This window comes from uncultured Shewanella sp., from assembly GCF_947497935.1.
GTDB lineage: Bacteria > Pseudomonadota > Gammaproteobacteria > Enterobacterales > Shewanellaceae > Shewanella.
In genome coordinates, this window is the sequence record NZ_CANMIO010000005.1 from 234,608 (window position 1) to 258,288 (window position 23,681).

Below are 23,681 nucleotides of genomic sequence, written 5' to 3' on the forward strand. Positions count from 1 at the left end.
TTAATCAATCGACGTACTTAAAGTATACGTCTTAACAGAAAATCTGCTTTCAAACGCTTAATACGCTTCATAATCTTACGTACTGGAGCAGGATAATTGTGTAGCGTTTCAATCTGGCTGTAATGGAACAAACGCTCAGTATGCTCAAGAATGTGTGCTTGCTCTTGTTCAAACTTATCTTTCCAGCATTCATTATCATCTTGTAATAATAAGCCGTTTTCTAGGTCTAACGCCCAGGCTCTTGGGTTCAAGTTACTGCCAGTGATCATATGACGATTACTGTCGGCGCTGATCCCCTTCAAATGGAAGCTGTTACGGCCATCTTTCCAAAGGTGAATGTTCAATTGCCCATTCTCAATCGCCCATTGCTGGCGTTTTGCGAACTTTCTCAGCGACTGCTCATACATATAAGGCAGTGCACCGATGGTAGAGAACTCTTCCTCAGGCGGAATATAAAAATCGTTTGAGGTTTTATCACCCACAACGATATCTATCTTTTTACCTTTACGCAGATGCTTAGCTAACGCTCGCACTAAAATATAGGGCGGATTAAAATAGGGAGTGCAAATAAAGAGTGAGTCTTGTGACTCCTCTACCATGGCAACAATCACCTTATTTAACTTGTTCTTCTTTCGTCCAAGACCCACTAATGGCGTAACACGATTGCCGATCCGAGTCTCACTGAACTTATACTCAGCTTTAGATAGACGATGCTTAAGACTACTAACTTCAGCTTTAGTCGGTAGCTGCTCAGTTTCTTTAGGTTGAGTCAATGAGCTAACGGCAACATCGTTAACCAAATAAGTTTGGATCATTTCACGCATGCTGCGAGCAAGCTCTGCAGATGCAATGACGTGATAACGGTCGAAACGATACTTATCATCCTGATGAAGATAGATATTATTTAAGCTTGCACCGCTAAAGATAACGGTGTCATCAATAATGAAGCCCTTAAGATGCAGCACACCCATAAACTCACGGGACTTAACCGGCACACCTAAGATGTCAATTGGGTGCTCTGCGGCCTCAATGACCTTGCGATACATGAAGTAATTACCACTGTCACCTTTATGGCCGATAAGACCACGACGGGCGCGATGAAAATCTACAAGGACTTTGACATCGAGTTCAGGGTTCTGGTTTTTAGCCTCTATTAAAGCAGCAATAATTTCTCTACCTGCTTCGTCATCTTCTAAATAGAGTGCTGCGATATAAATAGAATGCTTTGCAGTTGCAATTCGAGATAACAATTCAGCTTTTAACGCTTTAGGCGTCAAGAGCCATGAAAGCGAATCTGGTTGTAGCGGTATGCCACCTAGCTTATTCAGCAAGGCTCTCTCCTTAATAATGCTGACCATCTTTATAATAAGTGCTCGGTTCAAGCTCTCTAAACATGACAATTACATGCTTTAGCCCCGGATAAACCTTTAGTAAGGCTTCACGGATAACCGACTGTGCACGATGGTGTGTTTCGGGATCTTTTGGAAACCATAACACCTCGACCTGAGCAATATCTTTGATCTGTTCACCATCACGGTAACTATTGCTATTGTTCCAATCGAGAATGAAAGACTCTGGTTTTGCCTGACAGATATCGGCTAATGCCTCAAGTAAGTCGATACTCAGTGTGGCAACAGCCGCTTCAGGTATTCCGCTAACTCTTATATGTGGCATAAAGATCCTCCTAGATAAGGGCATAGAAATTACCGATTTAAGTCACTTTGAGCAAGGTTTTTCTGTTAATAACCCTCTCTAGGGCCAGTTTTAGATGGGTTCTTGCGCGGTTAGCCAAAATAATAGTCAGAAAACCCTGACTCGCTCCATGTCGATTTTTATCATGAAACAGGCTTAGTTTGCCAAAAGCATCACTGATAAAGAGAAGGTATTTTGCTAAAATGGTGTTTGTTTTTACGCTTTGGACAACATGATGAACATTAAGACACTGGTAACTCTATTGGTCGTGCTGCTAGGCTCATGGGGTATATTTCATTTTAAAGCCCAGCTGGGGATCTTAGTATTACCTCTCTTTTTTGGTCTGGTTTTATTTGTCACTTTTAGGCTTTATCGCCTGATGGAGAAAGACGAACCTAATGGCCAAGACTAGCAGTTAAGCTTTTTTCATTTAGCTTTCGGCACATATTTTCACACATAGAACAAGGGCTCACTTTTGCATAAACGTGTTATTGTCTCCACGCTCAGCCTAGTACTGTTTGCAGTTCCCGTGTTAGCTAATGATTACTTAGCGAACATAGTTAAAGTCATAGAGCCTAAAACCTCTCAAACTGCCATTGTTGTCAGCCCGCTTGATAGCAGTAGCAAAGATCGAAAGGCTGAAGTGGAGTTTCGTAAGGACGCTGAGCGCTTGTTTGTTCCTGCGAGTACAATGAAGTTGCTAACAGCCGTAGCGGCAACTTCGGCACTAGGTAGGGACTTTAACTTTACAACCCAGATAGATTCTTTTGTCGGTATAAAAAACAATCGTATTGAGGGTGACTTATTCTTAAGGTTCGATGGCGATCCAACACTGACTACAAACGATCTAAGACAGTTATTTAAACAACTTCAAAAACAAGGCTTAAAACATATCGACGGCAATCTCTATTTAGTTGGCGATCAGCAAGAAACCCTCCAGGCTCCAGGTTGGGTGTGGGATGACTTAGGGATTTGTTACGCCGCGCCAGTTTCTCGCTATATCCTTAATCAGAACTGTGTGAAAGCCAAGCTCGCACCGACCCTTGCCAATAACAAGTCAAAATTAACGTTCAGCCAATTTGAACCCATTTCCATCACTAATACCGCAGTTTTCGATAAAGTCGCCGACATTCCTTTTTGCGAATTAAGCTTGCAGCGCCATTCTAACAATCAATTTTCGTTATCGGGTTGCTACGCTGGCCAAAAGCCCTTGAAGCTAGCGATTGCCGTATCCGACCCAGCCCTTTATGCTCAAAATAGTCTGACTAATATGCTGGAAAACTTAGGGATCAGCATCAAAGGCCGTGTTCTGCTAACCAGCAAAAGACCCGCAAATACCTTGTTGCTAGCGCAGCACAAATCTAAGCCTCTTTCCGAGCTGACTGATATCATGTTGTTAAAATCAGACAATTTAATCGCAGACAGCCTGTTAAAGCGTCTAGGACAACATATTTATGGCGTGCCAGGTTCATTTATTAACGGTAGCACGGCAATGAAACAAATCCTAACTGAGCAAGGCGTCGATCTGGCGAGTGCCAATATTGTCGATGGTTCTGGCTTATCTCGTTACAACCTACTGAGCGCTGAACAGTTGAGCCAAGTGCTATTACTGATCAAACAACGTAAAGAGCTTAACTTTTTAATAGATCAACTGCCCATCGCTGGTAAAACTGGAACCTTAGCATACCGAAGTGGTTACACAGCCTTGCCCCTTAAAGGTGCAGTGCTCGCCAAAACAGGCTCAATGATGGGGGTCGCAAACTTAGCAGGCTTCATTAAAGAGGATGGACAATTAACTCAAGCGTTTGTGATCTTAGAAAATGGACATAGCCCGTCTGTCAAAAAAGCCGAAATAGCACCATTTAACGTACTGTTTCTACAGTCTATGGTCAAAAATAGTCAGCCCTAATATATGCAAAAAATTTGATGCGTCTGCGCCAAAATCTATTTAAGCGAGATTATTAGCAACAGGTATCAACTGCAAAGAAAAACGCCACTATTAAAGTGGCGTTTGATTTTACGACATGAGCTTATCGCAATTTACGGTTAGAATAGATCGGCATTCATCTGCATAATTGAAGCGTCACCCATACTCACCAGTGATAAGTGGAAATCTGCTTTAGCGAGTAACTTGTCAAAATAGAAGCGACTCAAGTGTGCTTTTTGCTGCTTAAAGTTATTGTCTTCGTGATCGTTTGACGCATCAAGCATAGCCAGCCAGAAACAACCATAGAGGCTATAACCAAAGGCATCCAAATAATCGACGGCACAAGCGTTAATCAAAGCAGGTTGTGATAGTTTGTTTTCGTTCACCTGTTTTGCAACGTCTAACAGTTGCTCTAATAAAGCGAGTACCCGAGTTTTGTCGGCGTCATTAACATGTTGATAACCGTTGATATTAGCCACTTGCTCAGCAATAAACTCTGCCAGTGCAGCAACATTGTCACCAGTAACTTTGCGCCCAAGAAAATCAATCGCTTGAATGCCGTTAGTGCCTTCATAGATCTGCGCTATACGGGTATCACGTACTAGCTGTTCAATTCCGGTTTCGCGAATATAACCATGACCACCAAACACTTGCTGGGCCATGATAGCCGCATCAAGCCCGCGGTCACTTAAAAACGCTTTTGAAACAGGTGTAAGTAGCCCCATAAAGCGACTAGCCTTAGCTTTAACATCGGGATCTTCTGAGTACTTAGCTAAGTCTAATTGTTGCCCGGTATAGACAGATAGTGCGCGTCCGGCGTCAGTTAAGGTTCTAATTGTCAGCAGCATACGCCTAACATCACCATGGACTATGATTGGATCGCAGCTAGCCCCCGTTGGAGAGCCACCCGCTGCCACGCCCTGGACTCGTTCTTTCGCGTAGTCTGCTGCCATTTGATATGCAGCTTGTGAAGTCCCGAGTCCCTGAATACCAATAGCTAAACGTTCGTAGTTCATCATGGTAAACATACAGACTAGGCCGCGGTTTGGTTTACCAATCAGGTAACCCTCAGCATCATCGAAGTTCATCACACAAGTTGCCGAACCCTTAAGCCCCATCTTGTGCTCAATAGAGCCAACAGTTACACCATTCGTGTCACCTAGACTGTTATCAGCGTTAACCTTAATCTTTGGCACTAAGAACAATGAAATGCCACTGGTGTTTGGCAATTTAGCTAGCACCAAGTGAATCACATTTTCTGTTAAATCATGATCGCCACCAGTGATAAAAATCTTGCTACCTGTGATCTTGTAGCTACCATCTTCATTAGGCACCGCTTTGGTGCGGATATTACGCAGATCTGAACCCGCTTGTGGTTCAGTCATATCCATGGCACCAGCCCACTCGCCGCTATACATCATAGGTAGATACTGCTCTTTGATCTCCTCACTGCCATGGGCATGAATAGCGAGCGCTGCACCTGCAGTTAATGAACCGTACAGCGTAAACGCGTTACAGGCGCTATATGCCATCTCATCGACGAGCACGCCAAGCATCTTCGGCATTCCCATCCCGCCAAACTCTGGATCGCCACACAAGCCTACCCAGCCACCTTCTGCATATTGGTCATATACCGCTTTATAACCATCAGGTGTGATCACCTTATCAGCTTCATGACGAACACCTTGCTCATCACCACTACGATTAATAGGATGGATAAGCTCTCGGCTGATCTTGTCAGCTTCATCTAAAATAGCGGCTGCAGTATCCATATCTACAGTTTCTGCCATTGCAGGCATTTCAGACCAAGTTTTTGGTGCATCAAAGACTTTTTCAAGTAAGAAGCGCATCTCAGCTAATGGGGCGTTATATGGGTTCATATAGGGCTCTTAAACAGTGGATTTAAACAGTTGTTTCAAATCTATCAGAAGTAACAACAAATGACACCCCTTTCGCGTTAAATCTTTTGCTAAAATCGACATCTGCATTTAAGTTATTTTTGTCGTATCACTTTATTGACTACTTAATTCGACACATAAAATATGACAAGTTTTTCTTAACTTGCACAGCACAGCACTAGTACAGATCAGCTTGCACGTCCTAAAGCTCACTATCACACTATTAATTGACTATACCTTTGCAATCATTGGCTAATATTTAATTATCCGTTTGGATTAATTTACTATGGGGCCAACATGATCACTGCGTATTGCTACGAACAACGCCAAGTCAATGCTACTGCTATAAATATTGATGAGCCTTTACCAGAAACAGCGATATGGCTAGATATCTATCAACCTATTGAGGCTGAAAGATTATGGTTATCCGAGGTATTCTGTGAAGAAGTGCCCGATAGAGAAGATAGAAACGAAATTGAGGCCTCTTCTCGCTTTTACCAAAACAAAGATGGTTTACACGTTAACTCTTTATTTAGCCAAAAGTCAGGACAGACTCTGAAATCGGTTAATATTTACTTTAACCTTAGAGAGCAGCTATTGATCACCATCCGAGATGATGATGAACAATTAATAGGCTCATTACTAACCAAGTTGCAACAAGCCCACGAACCACTGACATCACTGCAATTGTTCATTCAGCTTTTCAAAATGAAAGTTGACCATCTAGCTGACCTTATTGAAGAGATCTATAGTACTTTGGAAAATGTAGGTCATGAGATTTATGAAAATGATCATATTGATGAGGTGTTTAAATTAATCACAATCAGAGAGGACACCAATGGTAAGATCCGCCTGAACCTTCTCGATACCCAACGCGCGCTGAACTACATACTGCGTGATAATCAAATGAAACTGGATAACGATGAAACAAAAGATATTAATAATATGTTGTCTGATATCGCGTCGTTAATACCACATACTCAGTTTATTTTTGAAAAAATTAACTTTTTAATGGATGCAGCCATGGGCTTTACCGGTTTACAGCAAAATAAAATCAGCAAAATTTTTTCTGTCACCGCGATTGTGTTTCTCCCGCCAACATTAATAGCCAGTACCTATGGTATGAACTTTACCAATATTCCTGAAGTACATTGGCAATATGGTTATCCATGGTCCATAGGACTTATGTTTGCCAGTGCTGCGGCTGCATTTGGTTTTTTCAAAATAAAGCGGTGGTTGTAGTCGCTCTAACTAATAGCTACTGGTTTACTAACTTGATTAGATATAGGGATGAGGCTACTGAAGACAATAACGCCACATTTTCAGTGGCGTTACAATTTGCAGATCAAGGCTACCGCTTGTATAAGCGTTAGAGAAAAACGTTCAGATGGGCCATTATGACTCGCTTTATTTGACGATGGTTATGCAAATTTACTTCTAAAGGCAAAGTACACCGCACCGACTAAGCACAGCCCCGCCCATAAATAGTCTAACTTCAACGGCTCTCTTAAGTAGAATACTGAAAATGGAACGAATACCATCAGGGTGATCACTTCTTGCAGGATTTTTAGCTGGCCTACATTTAACTCTGTATAGCCAATTCGATTGGCTGGTACTTGTAGTAAGTATTCAAATAGGGCAATTCCCCAGCTAATTAGCGCAGCAATGATCCAAGGCTTATTATTGAGCTCTTTCAAATGCGCATACCAAGCAAAGGTCATGAAGATATTGCTGCAAACGAGCAAAGAGATACTGATAAAAATGGGGTTCATTGCTAACTAAACTCACGCAAAATGCCATCAACGACTTTGTTGATGAATGGGACCGAAAATGTTGGCGCATTTTACTGATAGCCCTATTTGGCGTAAACAACTATTTCTTAGCTTTGATTACTGCTAATTCGAGTTTTCTTGCCATTAAATTGAGTGAACAACAATTCATGTGCCATTAACGAGAAAGTATCTTGTCTTTTCTCATATTGACCAATCCAGTCGATTAGCATGTCTAAGTTTTTGTCTTGAGCCTCTTTGCTCTGGTACTTATGTGGCTCCCATGGGCGTGCTCTTGCGTTGGCTATACAAGCATTTATAGTTAAGTTTAAGAAGATGATTTCACTTGCTTGAGGTATCACCAATTGCAGCAGATCCGAATAACAGCCTTCTATCACCCACGAGTCATTTTTGTGTGTAAAACGTTCAATTTCAACTGCAGCTTGTTGCAAGGGTTTTCGCTGAGGTGTTAATTGCACCAACCAGGCAATTGAATCCAAATCAAGATGCGCCAGTCCATGCTGCTCACTCAATAGCCTTGCAAGCGTTGACTTACCAGAGCCTGAATTTCCAAAAATAACGACCTTTTTCAATTTTTAATGTCCTTGTTGTTATAGTGCAGATTTGGTGGCTGACTTTCACATTTAGCTAAAAACATTAGCATCTACTCATGCATCGTACAGACAACACTTTTGAGGTGGTTTTACTTACTCTCTATTTTTAAAACTATATGTCGATAGGTTAGAGTCCGAGCTATGTGATGTTGAAGTCAAAATCTAGTGTGTCGTTGACAATTAACATCCTACGCGACTTAACCACCTTTATCAGTCGTTACAAACAAAGCTACTCTCTTCAATGGTAAGCTTCTACTGAAGTAGAATTTTAGGTGTTAAAATAAAAAAGCCCGATACAGAGCATCAAGCTTTTTAGTTTAGGTACCTGTGTTCAGCTAATCTAAGACAAAAATATTACTCGTATTATTCAAGTCCAGTACTCCGATGCATTGATTGTCACTATCGGTAATCATCATACGATCACCAACCGTCCAAAAGTCTGCAGTATATATTTCATTCTCATCCAAGGTCGCATAAAGATTATCTAAATTGGGCTCACCAGAATTAAAGTCTATCCAATATAAGTTATATGGCGTTGTAGAAGAATTAGCTACGATGAACTCTGGTGCATAATCTAATGCACGGCTGTAGGGAGCGGCAAGATCACAACTGCCCATTTCCGCTGTAGCTTCAGGGATTGCGACTTCATCTATTGCACCCACCACATGTTCAGCTAGTATTTCGAACTCATTGTTCTCATTATTGAATATGGCTACGCTGAGACAATTATCCGTTTTATCCGTTAGCATGACACGTTCACCTATATACCAATTATCAGGAGTAAAGCTATCACCTTGTGCCAACGTCATATACGAACCACCAGATTTATCACCATTCCTGCTACTTAACCAATAAACTTTAATTTCAGTATCCGTGGTATTAGTGATCGAAACATCTTTAGCGTAATCATAAGAAGTACGGTAGGTTTCTGCCAAGCTACAGCTGCCGAGCTCTCCCTTTTCTGGCCAATGAGGCAAATAAGGCTCATTTATGGAGTTTAGTGGCGCTTGTTCAGGCACAGAGACACTACAATCTTTTCCTAAACACGCTGAAAGATACAGATCAACAATATCGGCTCCAACAAAATCTGAAGCGATGGTAATGTAATATTTACCTAGTTCGGCAGAATCAATAACACAGGTTTCTTGATTACTATTATCTGTCTCAGAGTGACATGTGAACTGTGACGTTAAACTTGGGTGAGCAGCAGAATCCTGGTTCACCCATAAATCTACATTTCCCGATCCACCTTGAGTGGCAATTGTCAGTGGCTCACTTCCACTAGGTACATCCACTGAATAGACCCAGCCTCCGCGACCACTCACCTGTGTATAATCACCTAATGCTAACGCCGTATCATTTGATTTAAATTGTTCAGGCAGTGTCTGCTGATACCAATTGACAAATTCTTGTTGATGGCTGGTGGCGATATCTTGCATTAAGATATCAAAAGCATCCCAGTTGCCGGCTCGCATTTCAGTCAACATAGAAGTGACACGTTCAGGCTGCGTTTCAATCAGAAAAGCAACCGCTAATTTTCCCCAAGCATAGTTATCACTCTCACCTGCAAAAATCTGCTGCAAACTGTAGGTAGTCTCTTCATTGGCTGTAATAATGCTCTGGTACTGTTTTTGATAAAAAGTGCCTATATATTCAGCTAGACCTTCACTCCACCAAGACATTTCAGACTTGTAAGCGCCCTCCTTGTTGTAGCGACCATCTAAAGCGTGGACATATTCATGACTGAGAGAGCGAATAACATTTCTTCCACCACTCCATTCCAAAGCATTAAAGGTTAGAATCGTCGAGTCATGCCACCAGTCGGTAGGTGACGTTTCGAAATAAATACCGCTAGTATTTCCAGTATCATAAAGGTGCTCTGCCCACGCAGCATGATTTGATAAACTACTAAAAATATTGATATTAGTGACTTCGTTTAAGTCTTTGGGAACTGAAACACCAAACTCAGGAGCAATATTGGCTCCCAATACACTATCAAAACGCTGTTTTGTTTTGCTGATCACATCACAGGCATGAATCATTTGCTCACTTGTGAGATCTTGAGCTCGAATTCTAACCGGCTCTTCACATAATAGACTTTGATTAAATAGCGATGTTGTCGCTAGGATAGAAGCATCGACTGTCGGGCTATCGCTATTAGCGTCGACTAGAATATGGAAACGTCCAGGCTCAACATCATCAATGATGCAGGTTTCGTTAGCATTACTCTGATTAAAGGACACACAATCATACTCACCAGCCTCACCGGACGTAGCTGTACTCTCATATCGAACGTAAACGTCTGGATCGCCAAGTGCTTTATTTTCTGTACCCGAAAACAAGCTTACAACTAAACTTGCAGCTTGCTCTTCGACATCCACATAAAATGAGATAGGGTCACTCGTATTGATATGCTGTTTTACTGTATCAAGTACCAACTTATCACCTGCGTTATCAATTTCTGGTACGGGTGCTGGGTCAGGTGTGATGACATCTGCTGATGTATCATCACTACTTCCGCCACAGGCCGACAGAGATAAAGCTATTGCTAGGCTTAGATATAAAGGCTTGAACAAATTTTTATTGTTAGACATATCAATTCAATTCTCCACTTTCGTTATTATCAAACGGTAAATCAGGCTGGAACAAATGTATCCAGCCACAACGAAACAAAAATGTAACAATTGATATACAATATGCAAAGTGAATTTAATTCAATCGCATAGCAACGCGGTTAACTTAAATAGCCCGTAATGTTTAACATGCTAGGATAAAAAATTAGTTATTTACGCTTTATATGGCAAAGCAGCGCTTTCTAAAATATGTGCAAACTAGATTAAAATTCTAATTTTGAGATGCAAATACAGTTGGGTACGTTTTGATGCAGGAGTGGTTTTAATGAGTTTTTATAGCTCACTAGCCAGCCAATTCGTTGAACTTATGAACTTCGCTAAGCGTATAAATAATCCAAAAAATAAGACTAATCACTTACGCTTGGGCTCAATCTCATTCAGTACGAGGAAAAAACAAAAAAGCCATAATGAATACTTCATTATGGCTTTAAGACTTCACAGTCTAACTATTTCAACAGATAGTGGTTACCACATTAGATCGTCAGGGATAACATAATCTGCATATGGATCATCTTCTTCCACAGCCTCTGTTCTATCTTCTTGAGTCCATAAATAACCAACCCAGGCAGGCACGAGAAGGTTAACTCGTTCAGCCAACTTGTGAGGCACTAAATAACTCACCTCTTCGTGTCGGATAATACCTAAATGACCATTGAGCAATTCACTTTGCATTTTATCATTCACATAAAGCGAGTAGATTTTATTCTCAAAAGTGAAGTTAAACTTAATTTCAGCATCTTTTGGCGGCGTAATAACAGAATTTTTAAATTCTGTTACCAATCCACGAACTAAACCTTTCTCAGTTGCTTCAGCAAAACGCTGTTCATTTAACTGCTTATCTTTTTCGATCTGTGCTTGTTTCTTAGCGGCAATCTCTTTCTTAAGCGCCTCAGAGCCATCATCGACCTTAGCTTTTCTATCGCGACGCTTTTGGGTTTTAGTGTCACGTACTTTCTGTTTACTGACTAAGCCTGCTTTTAAAAGCTGCTCTTGAAACGGGTTTGCCATATCTATAAATCTCTATTTAACGATTACTCTAATTTTACTTGTCTTTTCTCAGTTACGTCTAGCTAATTGGCCGATCTCGGCAATCGCGGCGCCTGCACCGCCTAATGACCAACCGCCATCAACAGGTAATACTGTACCTGTGATATATGAAGCCATATCTGACGCTAAAAACAGTGCTGCATTGGCAATGTCATCACATTGGCCATTGCGTCTTAAAGGGACGCCTTTTGCCACATGTGCTTGTAATTCTGCTGTGGGCGCTAGTCTATCAAAGCCTTCTGTACCTGCGATAGGGCCAGGGACAATTGAATTGATGCGGATCCCTTTGCAGCCCCATTCAATAGCCAATGTTTTAGTTAACATATCGACGCCAGCTTTGGCTGCACAAACATGTACTTGCATAGGCATTGGTACATATGCTTGAGGCGCTGAGATCTGAATGATCGCGCCGCCTTGCTCCTTTATCAGCGGATACGCTTGCTTTAACACCTGAAAACTGCCTAATAAGTCAATATCCATAACAGATTTAAAACCGTTTTCAGATAGGTTCTCAGCTGTCGATGGAAAGTTACCCGCTGCGCCACTGACTAAGACATCTATATGTGAAAAGCTGTTTTCAATGACTTTGAAACCTTGCTTTAACGCCTCTAGCTCTCTAACGTCAAAACACACACCGAAATGGCTTCCAGCTGGATTGGCTTGCTTGAGTTGCTCTACCGCTGCAGTCACTTTATCTTCACTACGACTGGCGACGGCAACATTGGCGCCTGCTTGAGAGAAGCGAATAGCGATACCTAGATTGATCCCACTAGTACCGCCAACTACGACTACATTCTTTCCTTGATAGCTAAACATCGTCACTTCTCTCCCAAAGGTTAATCTAAATCATTCACTACAATTTAAACCAACCTACTAGGCATCAAACGATTAAGCAATTGTTTGATGAATTGCCTGCAATGCTTTTAATGGATCTGCAGCTTTGGTAATTGGTCGGCCAATCACTAGATAATCTGAACCTGCAGCTAACGCTTCTGGCGGCGTCATCACACGATGTTGATCCCCTTTATCGCTGCCCACAGGGCGAATACCAGGTGTGATTAATTTGAAATCTTGACCAAACTGAGCTTTTAGTAAGCTTGATTCCTGAGCAGAACATACCACACCATCTAGGCCTGCTTGTTTAGTCAGCGCAGCTAAACGTAATACATGTTCAGAGGCTGGTACGTTTATACCAAGTAACTTTAGCTCGTCGTCACTCATTGATGTCAACACAGTGACTGCAATCAGTAACGGGGCTTTATCACCATAAGGTTCAAGAGCACGCTTAGCAGCTTCCATCATAGCTAAGCCTCCTGTCGCATGGATATTAGTCATCCATACGCCAAGTTCAGCTGCTGCAGTAACTGCTTTAGCAACCGTATTTGGGATATCGTGGAATTTAAGGTCGAGAAACAATTCAAATCCACGGTCGTGGATATCGGTAACTAATTGCGGCCCGAACAGAGTGAACATCTCTTTGCCGACTTTTAATCGACACATATCAGGGTCTAATTGATCAATAAGCTGCAAAGCATCATTTTTATTATCATAGTCTAGGGCAACTAAAATAGGCTTGTCAGTCATTCTTTCTCCAATCGCTTTGCGGTGTAGGTTTTACTGTTTTTGTTGATGAACCAGAAGTATTAACGGTTACTCTCCGTCTAGGCCTCTGATCCTTTTAATGCTGCCCCAATGCTTACAGGAGGGGCAATGCCAATATAATCTGTGTGATGGGAAGCCGCATTCTCGGCAACGATAACCAGGTCGATATTTAATTTGTTGCTCAACAAGCTGCTCTAACATCGACAAACTTTTCTTTGCCTGACCTTCTTCAGCTTGCAGTAATTGCATCTTCATAAGGTGCTGGAAGCTTTTCATGGTTGGGTGTCTAATTAGCCCCTCCATAATCAATTTCTCAGCATCTTTAGATTGCCCTTGCTCAATCATGTATTGAGCCAGTGTAATGGTAATACTTGCACCTGCCCCTTTTTCAATCGCCTCTCTAAGGAGCTCTTGATAACCTACGCCATCGTTTGTTAACAGGTAAGCTTCTTTGGCAATGGCCAAGGCATCAGGTAATAGATCTATGTCTGTCGTTAACAGCTTTTCGATAGTTTGTTTGCAAGACTTAAATTCTTCTTGCTTCAAGTATTGCTCTGCCAGTGTTAATAAGGCTCTAGCACATTGACTATCTTGTTTAATCGCAGACTGTAGATTTTTAAGTTTAAGTGCATCTTCTTTGGCTTCATCAGCTAATTCACAATAAAAATGTGCACTGTCATGCTTGAGTTCTTGTTGGCGTTTACGCTTCAACTTCTTAATAATATCAATCGCTTTTTGCCAATCTTTGGTTACTTGATAGATAGCGATCAGTTGGGTCTCAGCTTCTTCGCTGTGATCGTCTTGACTGACCAAATTGATAAAAATTTCTTCTGCACGATCATAAAAGCCTGCAGCGAGGTAATCTTTACCAAGTTCCATCATAGCAATGTCTCTTTGCTCTGTGGTTAAACTCGGTCTGGCGATGAGGTTTTGATGAATGCGGATAGAACGGTCTACTTCGCCGCGCTTACGAAATAGCGAGCCTAAGGAGAGATGGGTATCGATAGTATCGTCATCGACATCGAGCATACTAATAAACAAGTCTACTGCTTTATCTGACTCATTAGACAATAGAAAATTCAGCCCAGTAAAATAGTCTCGGCTTAGCTGCTTTCGTTGATTTGTTTGTTTTTGTCTGACACTTCTGCGTCCCATATACCAACCGTAACCGGCTGCGATTGGAAGAAGCAGAAAGAGAATTTCTAACATATTAAGCGTCTACTTCTTTGTCAGCGCTTTTCACTGCCGCTAATTTTGACTGCTCTTGTGCTGCTTGCTTGTCTTCATATACAGTAAGTTTTTTGTTTGCACGCCGTAAAGACAATTTAAGTCCTGCGATATGATACATGGCAAATATCCAGCTCACCAAAAAGCCAGCCATAAAAACAAAGGCTAAAACAACAGGTAATCTAAATTCACCCTGAGCAACAAAATAACTGATAGTTACAATCTGCTCGTTTCGGGCACCAAAGATAAGCGCTAAGAAAAAAAACGCAGCGACTATAAAAGCAATGATAAATGACTTCACGTTTTGCTCCATGAACGCGTATGTGAGCTTTAATTATCTAAGAAAAAGAGAGAACTAGCTAGCGATACCTAAGTTTTAGGTATAAAAAAGCCTCCTAATGGAGGCTTTTAATACAATGTAAATTACGCGTTAATAGCATCAACACGTTCGCGCAGTTCTTTGCCTGGCTTAAAGTGCGGTACATACTTGCCTTCCAATTCGACTGATGTACCAGTCTTAGGATTACGGCCAGTGCGTGGTGCACGATAGTGAAGTGAGAAACTACCAAAACCACGGATCTCAATACGATCACCAGTTTCCAATGTTTCGGCCATTTGCTCCAACATCTCTTTGATAGCGGCTTCCACTTCTTTCGCAGACAGCTGCGACTGCCTAGTGGCAAGTTTTTCGATTAGTTCGGATTTAGTCATCCTATACCCTCTATTATCAAGCCAAACACAGTCACCTTTTAGGGGTGCAAGCACCCCTGAACTTCAAGGCGATTATTTACGAGCTGCTTTGAATGCTTCAGCCATAGCGCTGCTCATTACAGCGTCATCTTGACTGTTCAAGCTAGCCATTGCTTCTTTCTCTTCAGCTTCATCCTTAGCACGGATAGATAGGCTGATGGTGCGGTTCTTACGATCTACACCCATGAACTTAGATTCAACTTTGTCACCTACAGAGTAAACTGTTGATGCATCTTCGATACGCTCACGAGAGATATCTGAAACGCGAAGGTAACCTTCAACAGTCTCAGCTAGTTCAATTGTAACACCTTTTGCGTCAACTGCAGTAACAACACCATTTACTACAACACCTTTCTTCTTGTCAGCAAGGTATGCATTGAATGGATCGTCTTCAGTTTGCTTAACGCCTAAGCTGATACGCTCACGCTCTGGGTCAACAGAAAGAACTACAGCGTGGATTTCGTCGCCTTTCTTGTATTCAGCAACTGCGTCTTCGCCAGTACCGTTCCAAGAGATATCAGAAAGGTGAACTAGACCGTCGATGCCGCCGTCAAGACCGATAAAGATACCGAAGTCAGTGATTGACTTGATCTTACCAGAAACCTTGTCGCCCTTGTTGAAACGCTCTGCGAAATCATCCCATGGGTTAGTCTTACATTGCTTAAGACCTAGAGAAATACGACGACGCTCTTCATCGATGTCTAGAACTAGAACTTCAACTTCATCACCTAGGTTAACAACCTTAGATGGGTGGATGTTCTTGTTAGTCCAATCCATTTCAGAAACGTGAACAAGACCTTCAACGCCTTCTTCGATTTCAACGAAACAACCGTAGTCAGTTAGGTTAGTTACGCGACCAGTTAAACGTGTGTTTTCTGGGTAGCGCTTGCTGATTTCTAACCATGGATCTTCGCCAAGTTGCTTAAGACCTAGTGATACGCGTGTACGCTCACGGTCATACTTAAGAACTTTAACGTTGATTTCGTCACCAACATTAACGATTTCAGATGGGTGCTTAACACGCTTCCAAGCCATATCAGTGATATGTAGAAGACCGTCAACACCACCAAGATCAACGAATGCACCGTAGTCAGTAAGGTTCTTAACGATACCCTTAACTGATTGACCTTCTTGAAGGTTCTCAAGAAGAGCATCACGCTCTGCGCTGCTTTCAGATTCGATAACTGCACGACGAGAAACAACAACGTTGTTACGCTTCTGGTCAAGCTTGATAACTTTGAATTCTAATTCTTTGTTTTCTAGGTGAGCTGTGTCGCGAACAGGGCGAACGTCAACTAGAGAACCTGGTAGGAATGCACGGATACCGTTTAATTCAACAGTGAAACCGCCTTTAACCTTACCATTGATGATACCGATTACAGTTTCAGCATCTTCGTACGCTTTTTCTAGAACGATCCAAGCTTCGTGACGCTTAGCTTTCTCACGAGAAAGTTGGGTTTCACCGAAACCATCTTCAACAGAGTCAAGCGCAACATCAACTTCATCACCAACTGCAACTTCTAGAGCGCCTTGAGCGTTCTTGAATTGTTCAGCAGGGATTGGGCTTTCAGACTTAAGACCTGCGTCAACTAGTACCATACCGTTTTCGATGGCTACAACTACACCACGTACGATAGAACCAGGACGGAATTCAAGTTCATTAAGGGATTGTTCAAATAGATCAGCAAAAGATTCAGTCATGTTTAAGTTACTTTCTTTAATAAACCACGGACCTTCCTGGACGTGGAGTCAGATTAATAATTCGCGACATCCTTGTCACGAATAGTTAAGTACCTACTTACGCAGGTACTTGGAGCTTTTGATGAATATGGGTTAACGCTAAGTCCAACACATCTTCAATGTTTATGTTCGTCGTATCGATAACCAGCGCGTCTTCGGCAGGCACCAAAGGAGCGACACTACGATTCATATCGCGGTCGTCACGCTCTTTAATCTCAGACAAAAGTTGATCGATATTAACATCGAAGCCCTTGTCCTGCAACTGATTATAGCGTCTTTGCGCCCTTTCTTCCGCTGACGCAGTCAAATACAATTTTGCTGGTGTCGCAGGGAATACGATAGTTCCCATGTCACGTCCGTCAGCAATAAGACCTGGTGCTTCAGCAAAAGCACGCTGGCGACGTAATAATGCTTCCCTAACGCGAGGGAACGCAGCGACTTTAGATGCCGCATTAGAACACTCTTGACTCCGTATCGTCGTCGATACATCCTCACCCTCTAATACAACCTTTATTCCTTTACTTTCATTACCCGTAACGAACTGCACGTCCAAGTGCGCAGCAAGTAATGTTAACGCTTCTTCATTATCTAGTTCTACATTGTGATGAATAGCAGCTAACGCTAACACACGGTAAATTGCACCACTGTCGAGTAACTTGTAGCCTAATCGCTCAGCAAGTAACTGACTAATAGTACCTTTTCCCGCTCCGCTTGGGCCGTCAACAGTGACAACAGGCGCCCTTTCTGACATAAAATCCTCCACAAGAAATTCCATCTTCCTTGATATAACCGAAAAATGAGCGCGCGCATTATAAACCATGTAAGTTTAGAAAGCGGCAAAAACTTCAAATATTCGGGAACTTGGTTCAGCAAAGATTCAGGTTAACCACGACTAACCTGAATCTATTCGTTGCTTATAGGACGGTGCGCTTATTTAGCAAGCGCTTTAAATTGATTGAAATAATCGGGGAAAGTTTTAGACGTGCATTCTGGTTCATTGATGGTAATGCCGCAATCTGCAAAGGCCAGCATCGAAAAACACATCGCCATACGGTGATCGTTATAGGTATCGATTGCAGCGGTATTGATAACCGCAGGTGGCGTCACACTAATATAGTCATGCCCTTCATCTACAATCGCGCCAACTTTTCTAAGCTCTGCTGCCATGGCTGCTAAGCGGTCAGTCTCTTTAATACGCCAGTTATAAATATTACGGATATGAGTTGTGCCACTAGCAAACAATGCTGATGTTGCTATGGTCATCGCGGCATCAGGGATATGATTCATATCAAGATCGACAGCCTTGAGTTGAGCTTGGCGCGCGATGATATAGTCATCACCCCACTCTATCTCTGCACCCATCTGTTCGAGCACATCAGCAAACTTTACATCCCCTTGAATACTCAGCTTCCCCACACCAGTCACCTTGACTTCGCCGCCTTGAATCGCACCCGCTGCGAGGAAATATGATGCTGAAGATGCATCGCCTTCAACAAGCACTTTGCCTGGAGAAACATAACGCTGACCCGCTTTTATGACAAACGAGGCGTAATCATTGTTTTGAACTTCGACGCCAAACTGCGCCATTAAAGCAAGTGTAATATCGATATAGGGTTTAGAGACTAACTCGCCCTTAATCTGAATGTTCACATCGCCTTTGGCTAAAGGTGCAACCATGAGCAGTGCTGTGAGGAACTGGCTAGACAAATCACCCGCAATTTCAACGTTTCCGCCGTTTAGTCCGGTAGATGCGATACTTAAAGGTGGGAAACCATCATTCTTTAAATAGCTCACCTCTGCACCAAGTTGACGTAATGCATCCACAAGATCGCCAATAGGGCGCTCTTCCATACGTGGCTCGCCCGTTAATGTGAAATTACCTTGCCCTAGTGTTAACGCTGCGCACAAAGGGCGCATTGCCGTTCCGGCATTACCTAAAAACAAGGTTTGGTCTTCACTCGCATTTAATGGCCCCGCTAATCCGTCTAATTCACAAACGGTATTGTTCTCAGACAAACGGTAATTGACGCCTAACTGCTTCAGAGATGCCAACATATAGCGAATATCATCGGAGTCCAGCAAATTGGTGAGTGTCGTGGTTCCTTCGGCAAGAGTTGCCAATAATAAAGCACGATTTGAAATACTTTTCGAACCAGGAATATTAATGGTACCTGACACTTTTTTGATCGGCTCTAATCGTAATTGATTCATTGCATACTTCTTATTATTGCTGCGGGGCTCAAACTCGCCCGCGGGTTAACAGTAGATGTTCATGCTAGAAGACATTATGCGGTCACCACGACAAAATGACCGTCCACTGAGCGTTTGTTTGAACTTCGTATTTATAAAGTTACTCATTGCGCCGAAGGATTCAACACTTTTTTATTAAAATCGACCGTTAATAGACGAAATCTTCTCAAGTATCGATAAGTAACACTTTAACCTAGTTGTTTAAGGTCGATTTTTTATGCCATTTTTTTGAGTGGAACCAATAATTGCCAGTTCGAATGATGATGAAAATTTTCACAAACCCTATTCATTTTTACAATTATTAAGTTACTCTAAGTTCATAATGACTACGGCTCAAAACTTGCCGATAACAGAAGAGGTAATCTCAGACATGTTCAACAAATTGACCGCTATGCCTGCCGATCCCATCTTAGGTTTGCTTACTAAATACCGTGAGGACTCTCATGCACAAAAAGTAGATTTGGGTGTCGGTGTCTACAAGGATGAGTCTGGTCACACACCGATCCTCTCGTGTGTAAAAAAGGCTGAGAAATTCCGATTAGAGACGGAGTCAACAAAAGTTTACATCGGCCCGACCGGTTCAGCTGACTTTAATCGCCTTATGTCTGAACTTGCATTTGGCAAGGATAATCCAGCAATTATCGCCAATCGAGTCCGCACAGTATCAACCCCTGGAGGTACGGGGGCCCTAAGAGTCGCTGCCGACTTTATAAAACGTTGTAATCCAAACGCTGTTTTGTGGGTCAGCGACCCTACTTGGGCTAATCACACTGGATTATTTGAAGCTGCGGGTATTACAGTCAAGACTTACCCATACTATGACTATGACGCTAAATCATTAAAATTCGATGAAATGAAAACCGCTCTATCACAAGTAAGCTCAGATGATGTTGTACTGCTGCATGCATGTTGTCATAACCCGAGTGGCATGGATTTAACTATCGCTCAATGGGATGAAATCATCGCATTAACTACCGACAAAGGTTTTACTCCGCTTATCGATATGGCCTACCAAGGTTTCGGTGACGGCGTTGATGAAGATGCTTACGGCGTACGTAAAATGGCTGCGACAGTTAACAATATGATCCTATGCAGTTCATGCTCGAAGAATTTTGGTTTGTATCGAGAGCGGATCGGCGCCTGCACAATCATAGGCAACGATGCTAATCGGGCCGATATTGCATTCTCGGTGCTTTTGTACGTTGTCCGCTGTATCTACTCTATGCCGCCAGCTCACGGTGCAGCAATCGTTGAAACCATTCTAGGCTCAGATGAGCTCAAGCAAGAGTGGCTAGATGAGCTTAAAGTGATGCGTGAACGCATTAATGGTAATCGGGCAATGTTGGTTAACAAGCTTAAAGAGAAAGGTGTTCAACGTAATTTCGAATTTATCGCAGAGCAAAAAGGTATGTTTTCTTTCCTTGGGATCACCCCAGCTCAAGTTACTGAACTTCAAGAACATTACAGCGTATACATGGTCGACTCTAGCCGTATTAGTATTGCGGGCATTGGTACTGGAAATGTTGATTACTTAGCCGAGTCGATTGCCAAAGTCATCTGCTAACAATTTGTATTTCAACTAAACAAAAAAGCCGACACTTATCAGTGTCGGCTTTAATTTTAGGGCTCATTTCGCACTAGCACCTGCTTGTAGTACAAGCGTTTAACCATTTTTAGCTGCAAACGCCTTCATAAACTCAACTAAGGCATCGACGCCAGCTAATGGCATTGCGTTATATAAGCTCGCACGCATTCCGCCAACACTACGATGTCCTTTCAACGCGACGAGTCCAGCCGCTTGAGCCTCTGCTAAAAATTGACTATCTAGCTGAGGATTGGTTAGTTGGAATGTCACATTCATACGGCTACGATTTTCTTTTGCTACGCCACTAACATAGAAATCTAGCTCATCGATGCACTCATACAGACGTTTGGCCTTCTCGATATTGAGTTTTTCTATCTCGGCTACTCCACCAACATGTGATAGCCAGCTAAACACCTCGGCGGCTAAGTACCATGCAAAAGTCGGCGGTGTGTTATACATAGAATCGTTTGCCACTGCTAATCGATAATCCATGATGGCTGATTGCGGCAAACTTGGCAGAGCCAACATATCATCGCGGACGATGACGATACTTAAACCTGATGGCCCAATGTTCTTCTGCGCACCAGCATATATTAAACCAAATTGGCTTACGTCAATCTTGCGTGACAAAATATTAGAAGACATATCGGCAATAACAGGCCAAGGGCTATTAATGTCATCAAATATTTCGATACCATCAACAGTCTCATTTGGACAGTAATGAACATAGCGATAATCTTTATCAATTTTGCTTAAGTCAGGCAGAGTAACTTTATTCAAACCATTGACTGCGCTAACAAGCTCAATGGTATCGACATTCTCTTTACCAGCGAGTCTTTCTGCTTCTTCAACCGCGGCCTTTGACCAACTGCCATCGATTAAATAGAGGGCTTTACCATTGTTGCCAAGAAAATTATTCACAACAGCAGAGAATTGACCGCGACCACCACCATGCATAAACAGAACGTGGTAATTTGATGGGATCTCCATCAAGGCGCGTAAATCCGCTTCCGCTTGCTCAGTTAACGCGATGAACTCCTTACTACGATGACTTATCTCCATAACGGAAATGCCTAAGCCATTCCAGTTTAACAGTTCTTGCTGAGCCTTTTGCATGACAGCAGGTGGGAGCATGGCTGGGCCTGCACAGAAGTTGAAAATCGCGCTCACAGTATTGTCCTTCTATTATTATCTGCAAAAACATTAGAGTATGGGTATTTATACCAGTCAGTATATCCCAACTACTTGGCGGCTAACATTAAAAAATCAAGTAACGCGTCATAGATTAAACAATATCAATTCACTATTTTTTAATTTTTATATCTGTTTCTGTTAGCGTTATGGTTAAAATACGAGTCGGGTTGGAACCTGTCGCGATAAATTGTAACTAGCCATATTTAAAACACCGCGCCTACCTTGATCTAAACTAGGAAGCTAATCTTAGTGGACAGGACTGACATAGATAGCATTGTCAGTACAGGAACTCTTAAAAATATACTAAACAGACCGTTTTAACGGCACATTGGATTTGTACATGCGTTTAAAATCGATATTCCTGCTTGGCTCTTTATCTATCGGATCTTTCTTACCATCTCTGCACGTTTATGCTGCTGACTCTCAATATTCCGAGCTATCAAATACTTTCAATAAACGTTTTAACCATGAATTAAAAGACAACAAAATACCTGGCGGTGCTTTTGTTGTCGTTGAGGCTGATACCGTTTTAAAGCTAGGCACCTACGGCAAAAGAATAAAAGGTGGCAATCAAAGGATTAACCCCCACACCGTTTTTAGACTCGCATCAGTGTCAAAAACGTTTGCTGGTACCCTGGCTTCAATGTTAGTAGAGGAAGGTAAACTAGACTGGCAACAACCTATTATTGATTATTTTCCGGAGTTTACGTTAGCTAAGCAGCAAAACGCAGAGCTCATCAACCTTGGTCATATCATTGGTCATAGCACAGGTTTAATGCCTAATAGTTATGATAATTTAGTCAACGCCAATGTTAATCTCAGCAAGATTGTCAGCAAGTTCGATGAGCTGACACCAATCTGCCAACCGGGTGTCTGTTATGGCTATCAAAATGTGGCGTTTTCTTTTATCAAAGAAGCCATAGAACAACAATCGACTTTCAGCTATGCGAACTTTATACAGAAACGCATATTCTCTCCATTAAGTATGAGTTCTGCATCTGTTGGTTACGATGCCTTTCTAAATACCAGCAACCGCGCAGAACCTCATGTTAAAACTAAAACAGGCTTTAAACGGGTAAAAGTCAAACCAAACTATTATCAGCTGGCACCGGCAGCTGGCGTCAATGCCAGTATTACCGATCTTTCTAAATGGCTTATGGCGAATTTAGGCCAAAACCCCGAAGTCATCTCCACAAGTATGATCGAAGATTTAACCACGCCAGGCGTTAAGACAACAAAAGAATTACGTCGCCGAGATTGGCGCCCTTTCCTAGATAGCGCTCATTACGGTAAAGGTTGGCGCGTCTATGAATTTAACGGCCGGCCGCTTATCTATCATGCTGGTTGGGTTGCAGGTTATGTCGCTGAAATATCCTACTCACCTGAGCTTAATATTGGTATGGCAATGTTATTAAATGGCGAATCCAGAGTCATCGCTAAGTTAAGTGCGGAATTTTGGCGAGATGCCTTTAAACGCGCCGACAAGCTTGGGAACTGAGGCTTATGCTAATACTTAATGGCCGAAATCGTCACAGGCTGAGTTACGCCAGCTCCCCCCCAATAGTCGCTCTCTTCGAATAAATGCTCATTTAAAACTCAGATTATAAAATGCCAGCTTCTGTAGAAACTGGCATTATTTACCTATTGCGATGTTTACGCTCTAAAACACAAGTTATCTAATCTGTGTTTCAAGATCTCGTAAAGTCATCCCCCTGCTCTGCATGTAAATGCATAGATTAAGTATGAATTTATA

The 23,681-nt window shown here is 42.2% G+C and carries 20 protein-coding genes; 4 read left to right on the forward strand and 16 right to left on the reverse strand.

Annotated elements, in window-relative coordinates:
- Positions 1-17: 17 nt before the first annotated feature.
- Both pssA and Q1A86_RS08035 read right to left on the reverse strand, forming a co-directional pair.
- Positions 18-1,331 carry a CDP-diacylglycerol--serine O-phosphatidyltransferase gene (gene pssA / locus Q1A86_RS08030; protein WP_299805132.1) on the reverse strand — a complete coding sequence of 438 codons (1,314 nt, stop codon included), beginning with the start codon at positions 1,329-1,331 and terminating at the stop codon, positions 18-20.
- A gap of 10 nt (positions 1,332-1,341) precedes the next feature.
- A complete protein-coding gene (locus Q1A86_RS08035; RefSeq protein ID WP_299805135.1) occupies positions 1,342-1,674 on the reverse strand; it encodes a DUF1904 family protein in 333 nt (110 codons plus the stop codon).
- 493 nt (positions 1,675-2,167) lie between these two features.
- Between Q1A86_RS08035 and dacB the strand changes: the two genes are divergently transcribed.
- Positions 2,168-3,601 carry a D-alanyl-D-alanine carboxypeptidase/D-alanyl-D-alanine-endopeptidase gene (dacB, locus tag Q1A86_RS08040; protein WP_299805138.1) on the forward strand — a complete coding sequence of 478 codons (1,434 nt, stop codon included), beginning with the start codon at positions 2,168-2,170 and terminating at the stop codon, positions 3,599-3,601.
- 137 nt (positions 3,602-3,738) lie between these two features.
- On the opposite strand, the gene Q1A86_RS08045 is transcribed toward dacB, so the two are convergent.
- The gene (locus Q1A86_RS08045; protein WP_299805140.1) at positions 3,739-5,499 is read right to left on the reverse strand and encodes an acyl-CoA dehydrogenase family protein; all 1,761 of its coding nucleotides are present in this window, start codon (positions 5,497-5,499) and stop codon (positions 3,739-3,741) included.
- A 315-nt stretch (positions 5,500-5,814) separates the two neighbouring features.
- Here Q1A86_RS08045 and corA point away from each other — a divergent pair, with 315 nt between their 5' ends.
- Positions 5,815-6,759, forward strand: coding sequence for a magnesium/cobalt transporter CorA (gene corA / locus Q1A86_RS08050; RefSeq protein ID WP_299805143.1), 945 nt, complete (start codon positions 5,815-5,817; stop codon positions 6,757-6,759).
- A 179-nt stretch (positions 6,760-6,938) separates the two neighbouring features.
- Here the strand turns inward: corA and Q1A86_RS08055 are convergent, their stop codons facing one another.
- From Q1A86_RS08055 to aroA, 12 genes are all read right to left on the reverse strand, one after another.
- Complete coding sequence (locus tag Q1A86_RS08055; RefSeq protein WP_202722221.1) at positions 6,939-7,289, reverse strand: DMT family protein; 351 nt, start codon at positions 7,287-7,289, stop codon at positions 6,939-6,941.
- 107 nt (positions 7,290-7,396) lie between these two features.
- Positions 7,397-7,879, reverse strand: a complete 483-nt coding sequence (locus tag Q1A86_RS08060) for an AAA family ATPase (protein WP_299805148.1) — start codon at positions 7,877-7,879, stop codon at positions 7,397-7,399.
- Between the two features lie 356 nt (positions 7,880-8,235).
- Positions 8,236-10,494 carry a collagenase gene (locus Q1A86_RS08065; RefSeq protein WP_299805151.1) on the reverse strand — a complete coding sequence of 753 codons (2,259 nt, stop codon included), beginning with the start codon at positions 10,492-10,494 and terminating at the stop codon, positions 8,236-8,238.
- Between the two features lie 504 nt (positions 10,495-10,998).
- The gene (locus Q1A86_RS08070; protein ID WP_299805153.1) at positions 10,999-11,541 is read right to left on the reverse strand and encodes a DUF2058 domain-containing protein; all 543 of its coding nucleotides are present in this window, start codon (positions 11,539-11,541) and stop codon (positions 10,999-11,001) included.
- A gap of 48 nt (positions 11,542-11,589) precedes the next feature.
- Positions 11,590-12,396: an SDR family oxidoreductase gene (locus tag Q1A86_RS08075; protein ID WP_299805156.1), complete on the reverse strand. Its 807-nt coding sequence runs from the start codon at positions 12,394-12,396 to the stop codon at positions 11,590-11,592.
- 72 nt (positions 12,397-12,468) lie between these two features.
- Positions 12,469-13,164 carry an orotidine-5'-phosphate decarboxylase gene (gene pyrF, locus Q1A86_RS08080; protein ID WP_299805158.1) on the reverse strand — a complete coding sequence of 232 codons (696 nt, stop codon included), beginning with the start codon at positions 13,162-13,164 and terminating at the stop codon, positions 12,469-12,471.
- A gap of 66 nt (positions 13,165-13,230) precedes the next feature.
- Positions 13,231-14,391: a lipopolysaccharide assembly protein LapB gene (gene lapB / locus Q1A86_RS08085; RefSeq protein WP_299805160.1), complete on the reverse strand. Its 1,161-nt coding sequence runs from the start codon at positions 14,389-14,391 to the stop codon at positions 13,231-13,233.
- 1 nt (position 14,392) lies between these two features.
- On the reverse strand, positions 14,393-14,710 hold the full coding sequence (locus Q1A86_RS08090; protein ID WP_299805162.1) for a LapA family protein: 318 nt from the start codon (positions 14,708-14,710) through the stop codon (positions 14,393-14,395).
- Positions 14,711-14,832: 122 nt separating this feature from the next.
- Entirely contained in the window at positions 14,833-15,120 is a 288-nt protein-coding gene (ihfB, locus tag Q1A86_RS08095) for an integration host factor subunit beta (RefSeq protein ID WP_299805165.1), read from the reverse strand.
- A 72-nt stretch (positions 15,121-15,192) separates the two neighbouring features.
- Positions 15,193-16,860, reverse strand: a complete 1,668-nt coding sequence (rpsA, locus tag Q1A86_RS08100; RefSeq protein WP_299805167.1) for a 30S ribosomal protein S1 — start codon at positions 16,858-16,860, stop codon at positions 15,193-15,195.
- Between the two features lie 97 nt (positions 16,861-16,957).
- The gene (gene cmk / locus Q1A86_RS08105; protein ID WP_299805169.1) at positions 16,958-17,650 is read right to left on the reverse strand and encodes a (d)CMP kinase; all 693 of its coding nucleotides are present in this window, start codon (positions 17,648-17,650) and stop codon (positions 16,958-16,960) included.
- Positions 17,651-17,829: 179 nt separating this feature from the next.
- Positions 17,830-19,110, reverse strand: coding sequence for a 3-phosphoshikimate 1-carboxyvinyltransferase (aroA, locus tag Q1A86_RS08110; protein WP_299805171.1), 1,281 nt, complete (start codon positions 19,108-19,110; stop codon positions 17,830-17,832).
- A gap of 409 nt (positions 19,111-19,519) precedes the next feature.
- Here aroA and Q1A86_RS08115 point away from each other — a divergent pair, with 409 nt between their 5' ends.
- Positions 19,520-20,713, forward strand: coding sequence for an amino acid aminotransferase (locus Q1A86_RS08115; RefSeq protein ID WP_299805173.1), 1,194 nt, complete (start codon positions 19,520-19,522; stop codon positions 20,711-20,713).
- Positions 20,714-20,812: 99 nt separating this feature from the next.
- On the opposite strand, the gene serC is transcribed toward Q1A86_RS08115, so the two are convergent.
- Positions 20,813-21,904 (reverse strand): 3-phosphoserine/phosphohydroxythreonine transaminase, encoded by a 1,092-nt coding sequence (gene serC, locus Q1A86_RS08120; protein WP_299805175.1) that lies wholly within the window; start codon positions 21,902-21,904, stop codon positions 20,813-20,815.
- A 364-nt stretch (positions 21,905-22,268) separates the two neighbouring features.
- Between serC and Q1A86_RS08125 the strand changes: the two genes are divergently transcribed.
- Positions 22,269-23,426 (forward strand): serine hydrolase, encoded by a 1,158-nt coding sequence (locus Q1A86_RS08125; RefSeq protein WP_299805177.1) that lies wholly within the window; start codon positions 22,269-22,271, stop codon positions 23,424-23,426.
- The last annotated feature ends 255 nt before the right edge of the window (positions 23,427-23,681 follow it).

Excerpts from the sequence above, each read along its gene's own strand:
- Q1A86_RS08035 (WP_299805135.1), bottom strand. The coding sequence starts at position 1,674 with ATGCCACATATAAGAGTTAGCGGAATACCTGAAGCGGCTGTTGCCACA.
- Q1A86_RS08045 (WP_299805140.1), bottom strand. The coding sequence starts at position 5,499 with ATGAACCCATATAACGCCCCATTAGCTGAGATGCGCTTCTTACTTGAA.
- corA (WP_299805143.1), top strand. The coding sequence starts at position 5,815 with ATGATCACTGCGTATTGCTACGAACAACGCCAAGTCAATGCTACTGCT.
- Q1A86_RS08055 (WP_202722221.1), bottom strand. The coding sequence starts at position 7,289 with ATGAACCCCATTTTTATCAGTATCTCTTTGCTCGTTTGCAGCAATATC.
- Q1A86_RS08065 (WP_299805151.1), bottom strand. The coding sequence starts at position 10,494 with ATGTCTAACAATAAAAATTTGTTCAAGCCTTTATATCTAAGCCTAGCA.
- Q1A86_RS08070 (WP_299805153.1), bottom strand. The coding sequence starts at position 11,541 with ATGGCAAACCCGTTTCAAGAGCAGCTTTTAAAAGCAGGCTTAGTCAGT.
- Q1A86_RS08075 (WP_299805156.1), bottom strand. The coding sequence starts at position 12,396 with ATGTTTAGCTATCAAGGAAAGAATGTAGTCGTAGTTGGCGGTACTAGT.
- pyrF (WP_299805158.1), bottom strand. The coding sequence starts at position 13,164 with ATGACTGACAAGCCTATTTTAGTTGCCCTAGACTATGATAATAAAAAT.
- lapB (WP_299805160.1), bottom strand. The coding sequence starts at position 14,391 with ATGTTAGAAATTCTCTTTCTGCTTCTTCCAATCGCAGCCGGTTACGGT.
- ihfB (WP_299805165.1), bottom strand. The coding sequence starts at position 15,120 with ATGACTAAATCCGAACTAATCGAAAAACTTGCCACTAGGCAGTCGCAG.
- rpsA (WP_299805167.1), bottom strand. The coding sequence starts at position 16,860 with ATGACTGAATCTTTTGCTGATCTATTTGAACAATCCCTTAATGAACTT.
- cmk (WP_299805169.1), bottom strand. The coding sequence starts at position 17,650 with ATGTCAGAAAGGGCGCCTGTTGTCACTGTTGACGGCCCAAGCGGAGCG.
- aroA (WP_299805171.1), bottom strand. The coding sequence starts at position 19,110 with ATGAATCAATTACGATTAGAGCCGATCAAAAAAGTGTCAGGTACCATT.
- Q1A86_RS08115 (WP_299805173.1), top strand. The coding sequence starts at position 19,520 with ATGTTCAACAAATTGACCGCTATGCCTGCCGATCCCATCTTAGGTTTG.
- Q1A86_RS08125 (WP_299805177.1), top strand. The coding sequence starts at position 22,269 with ATGCGTTTAAAATCGATATTCCTGCTTGGCTCTTTATCTATCGGATCT.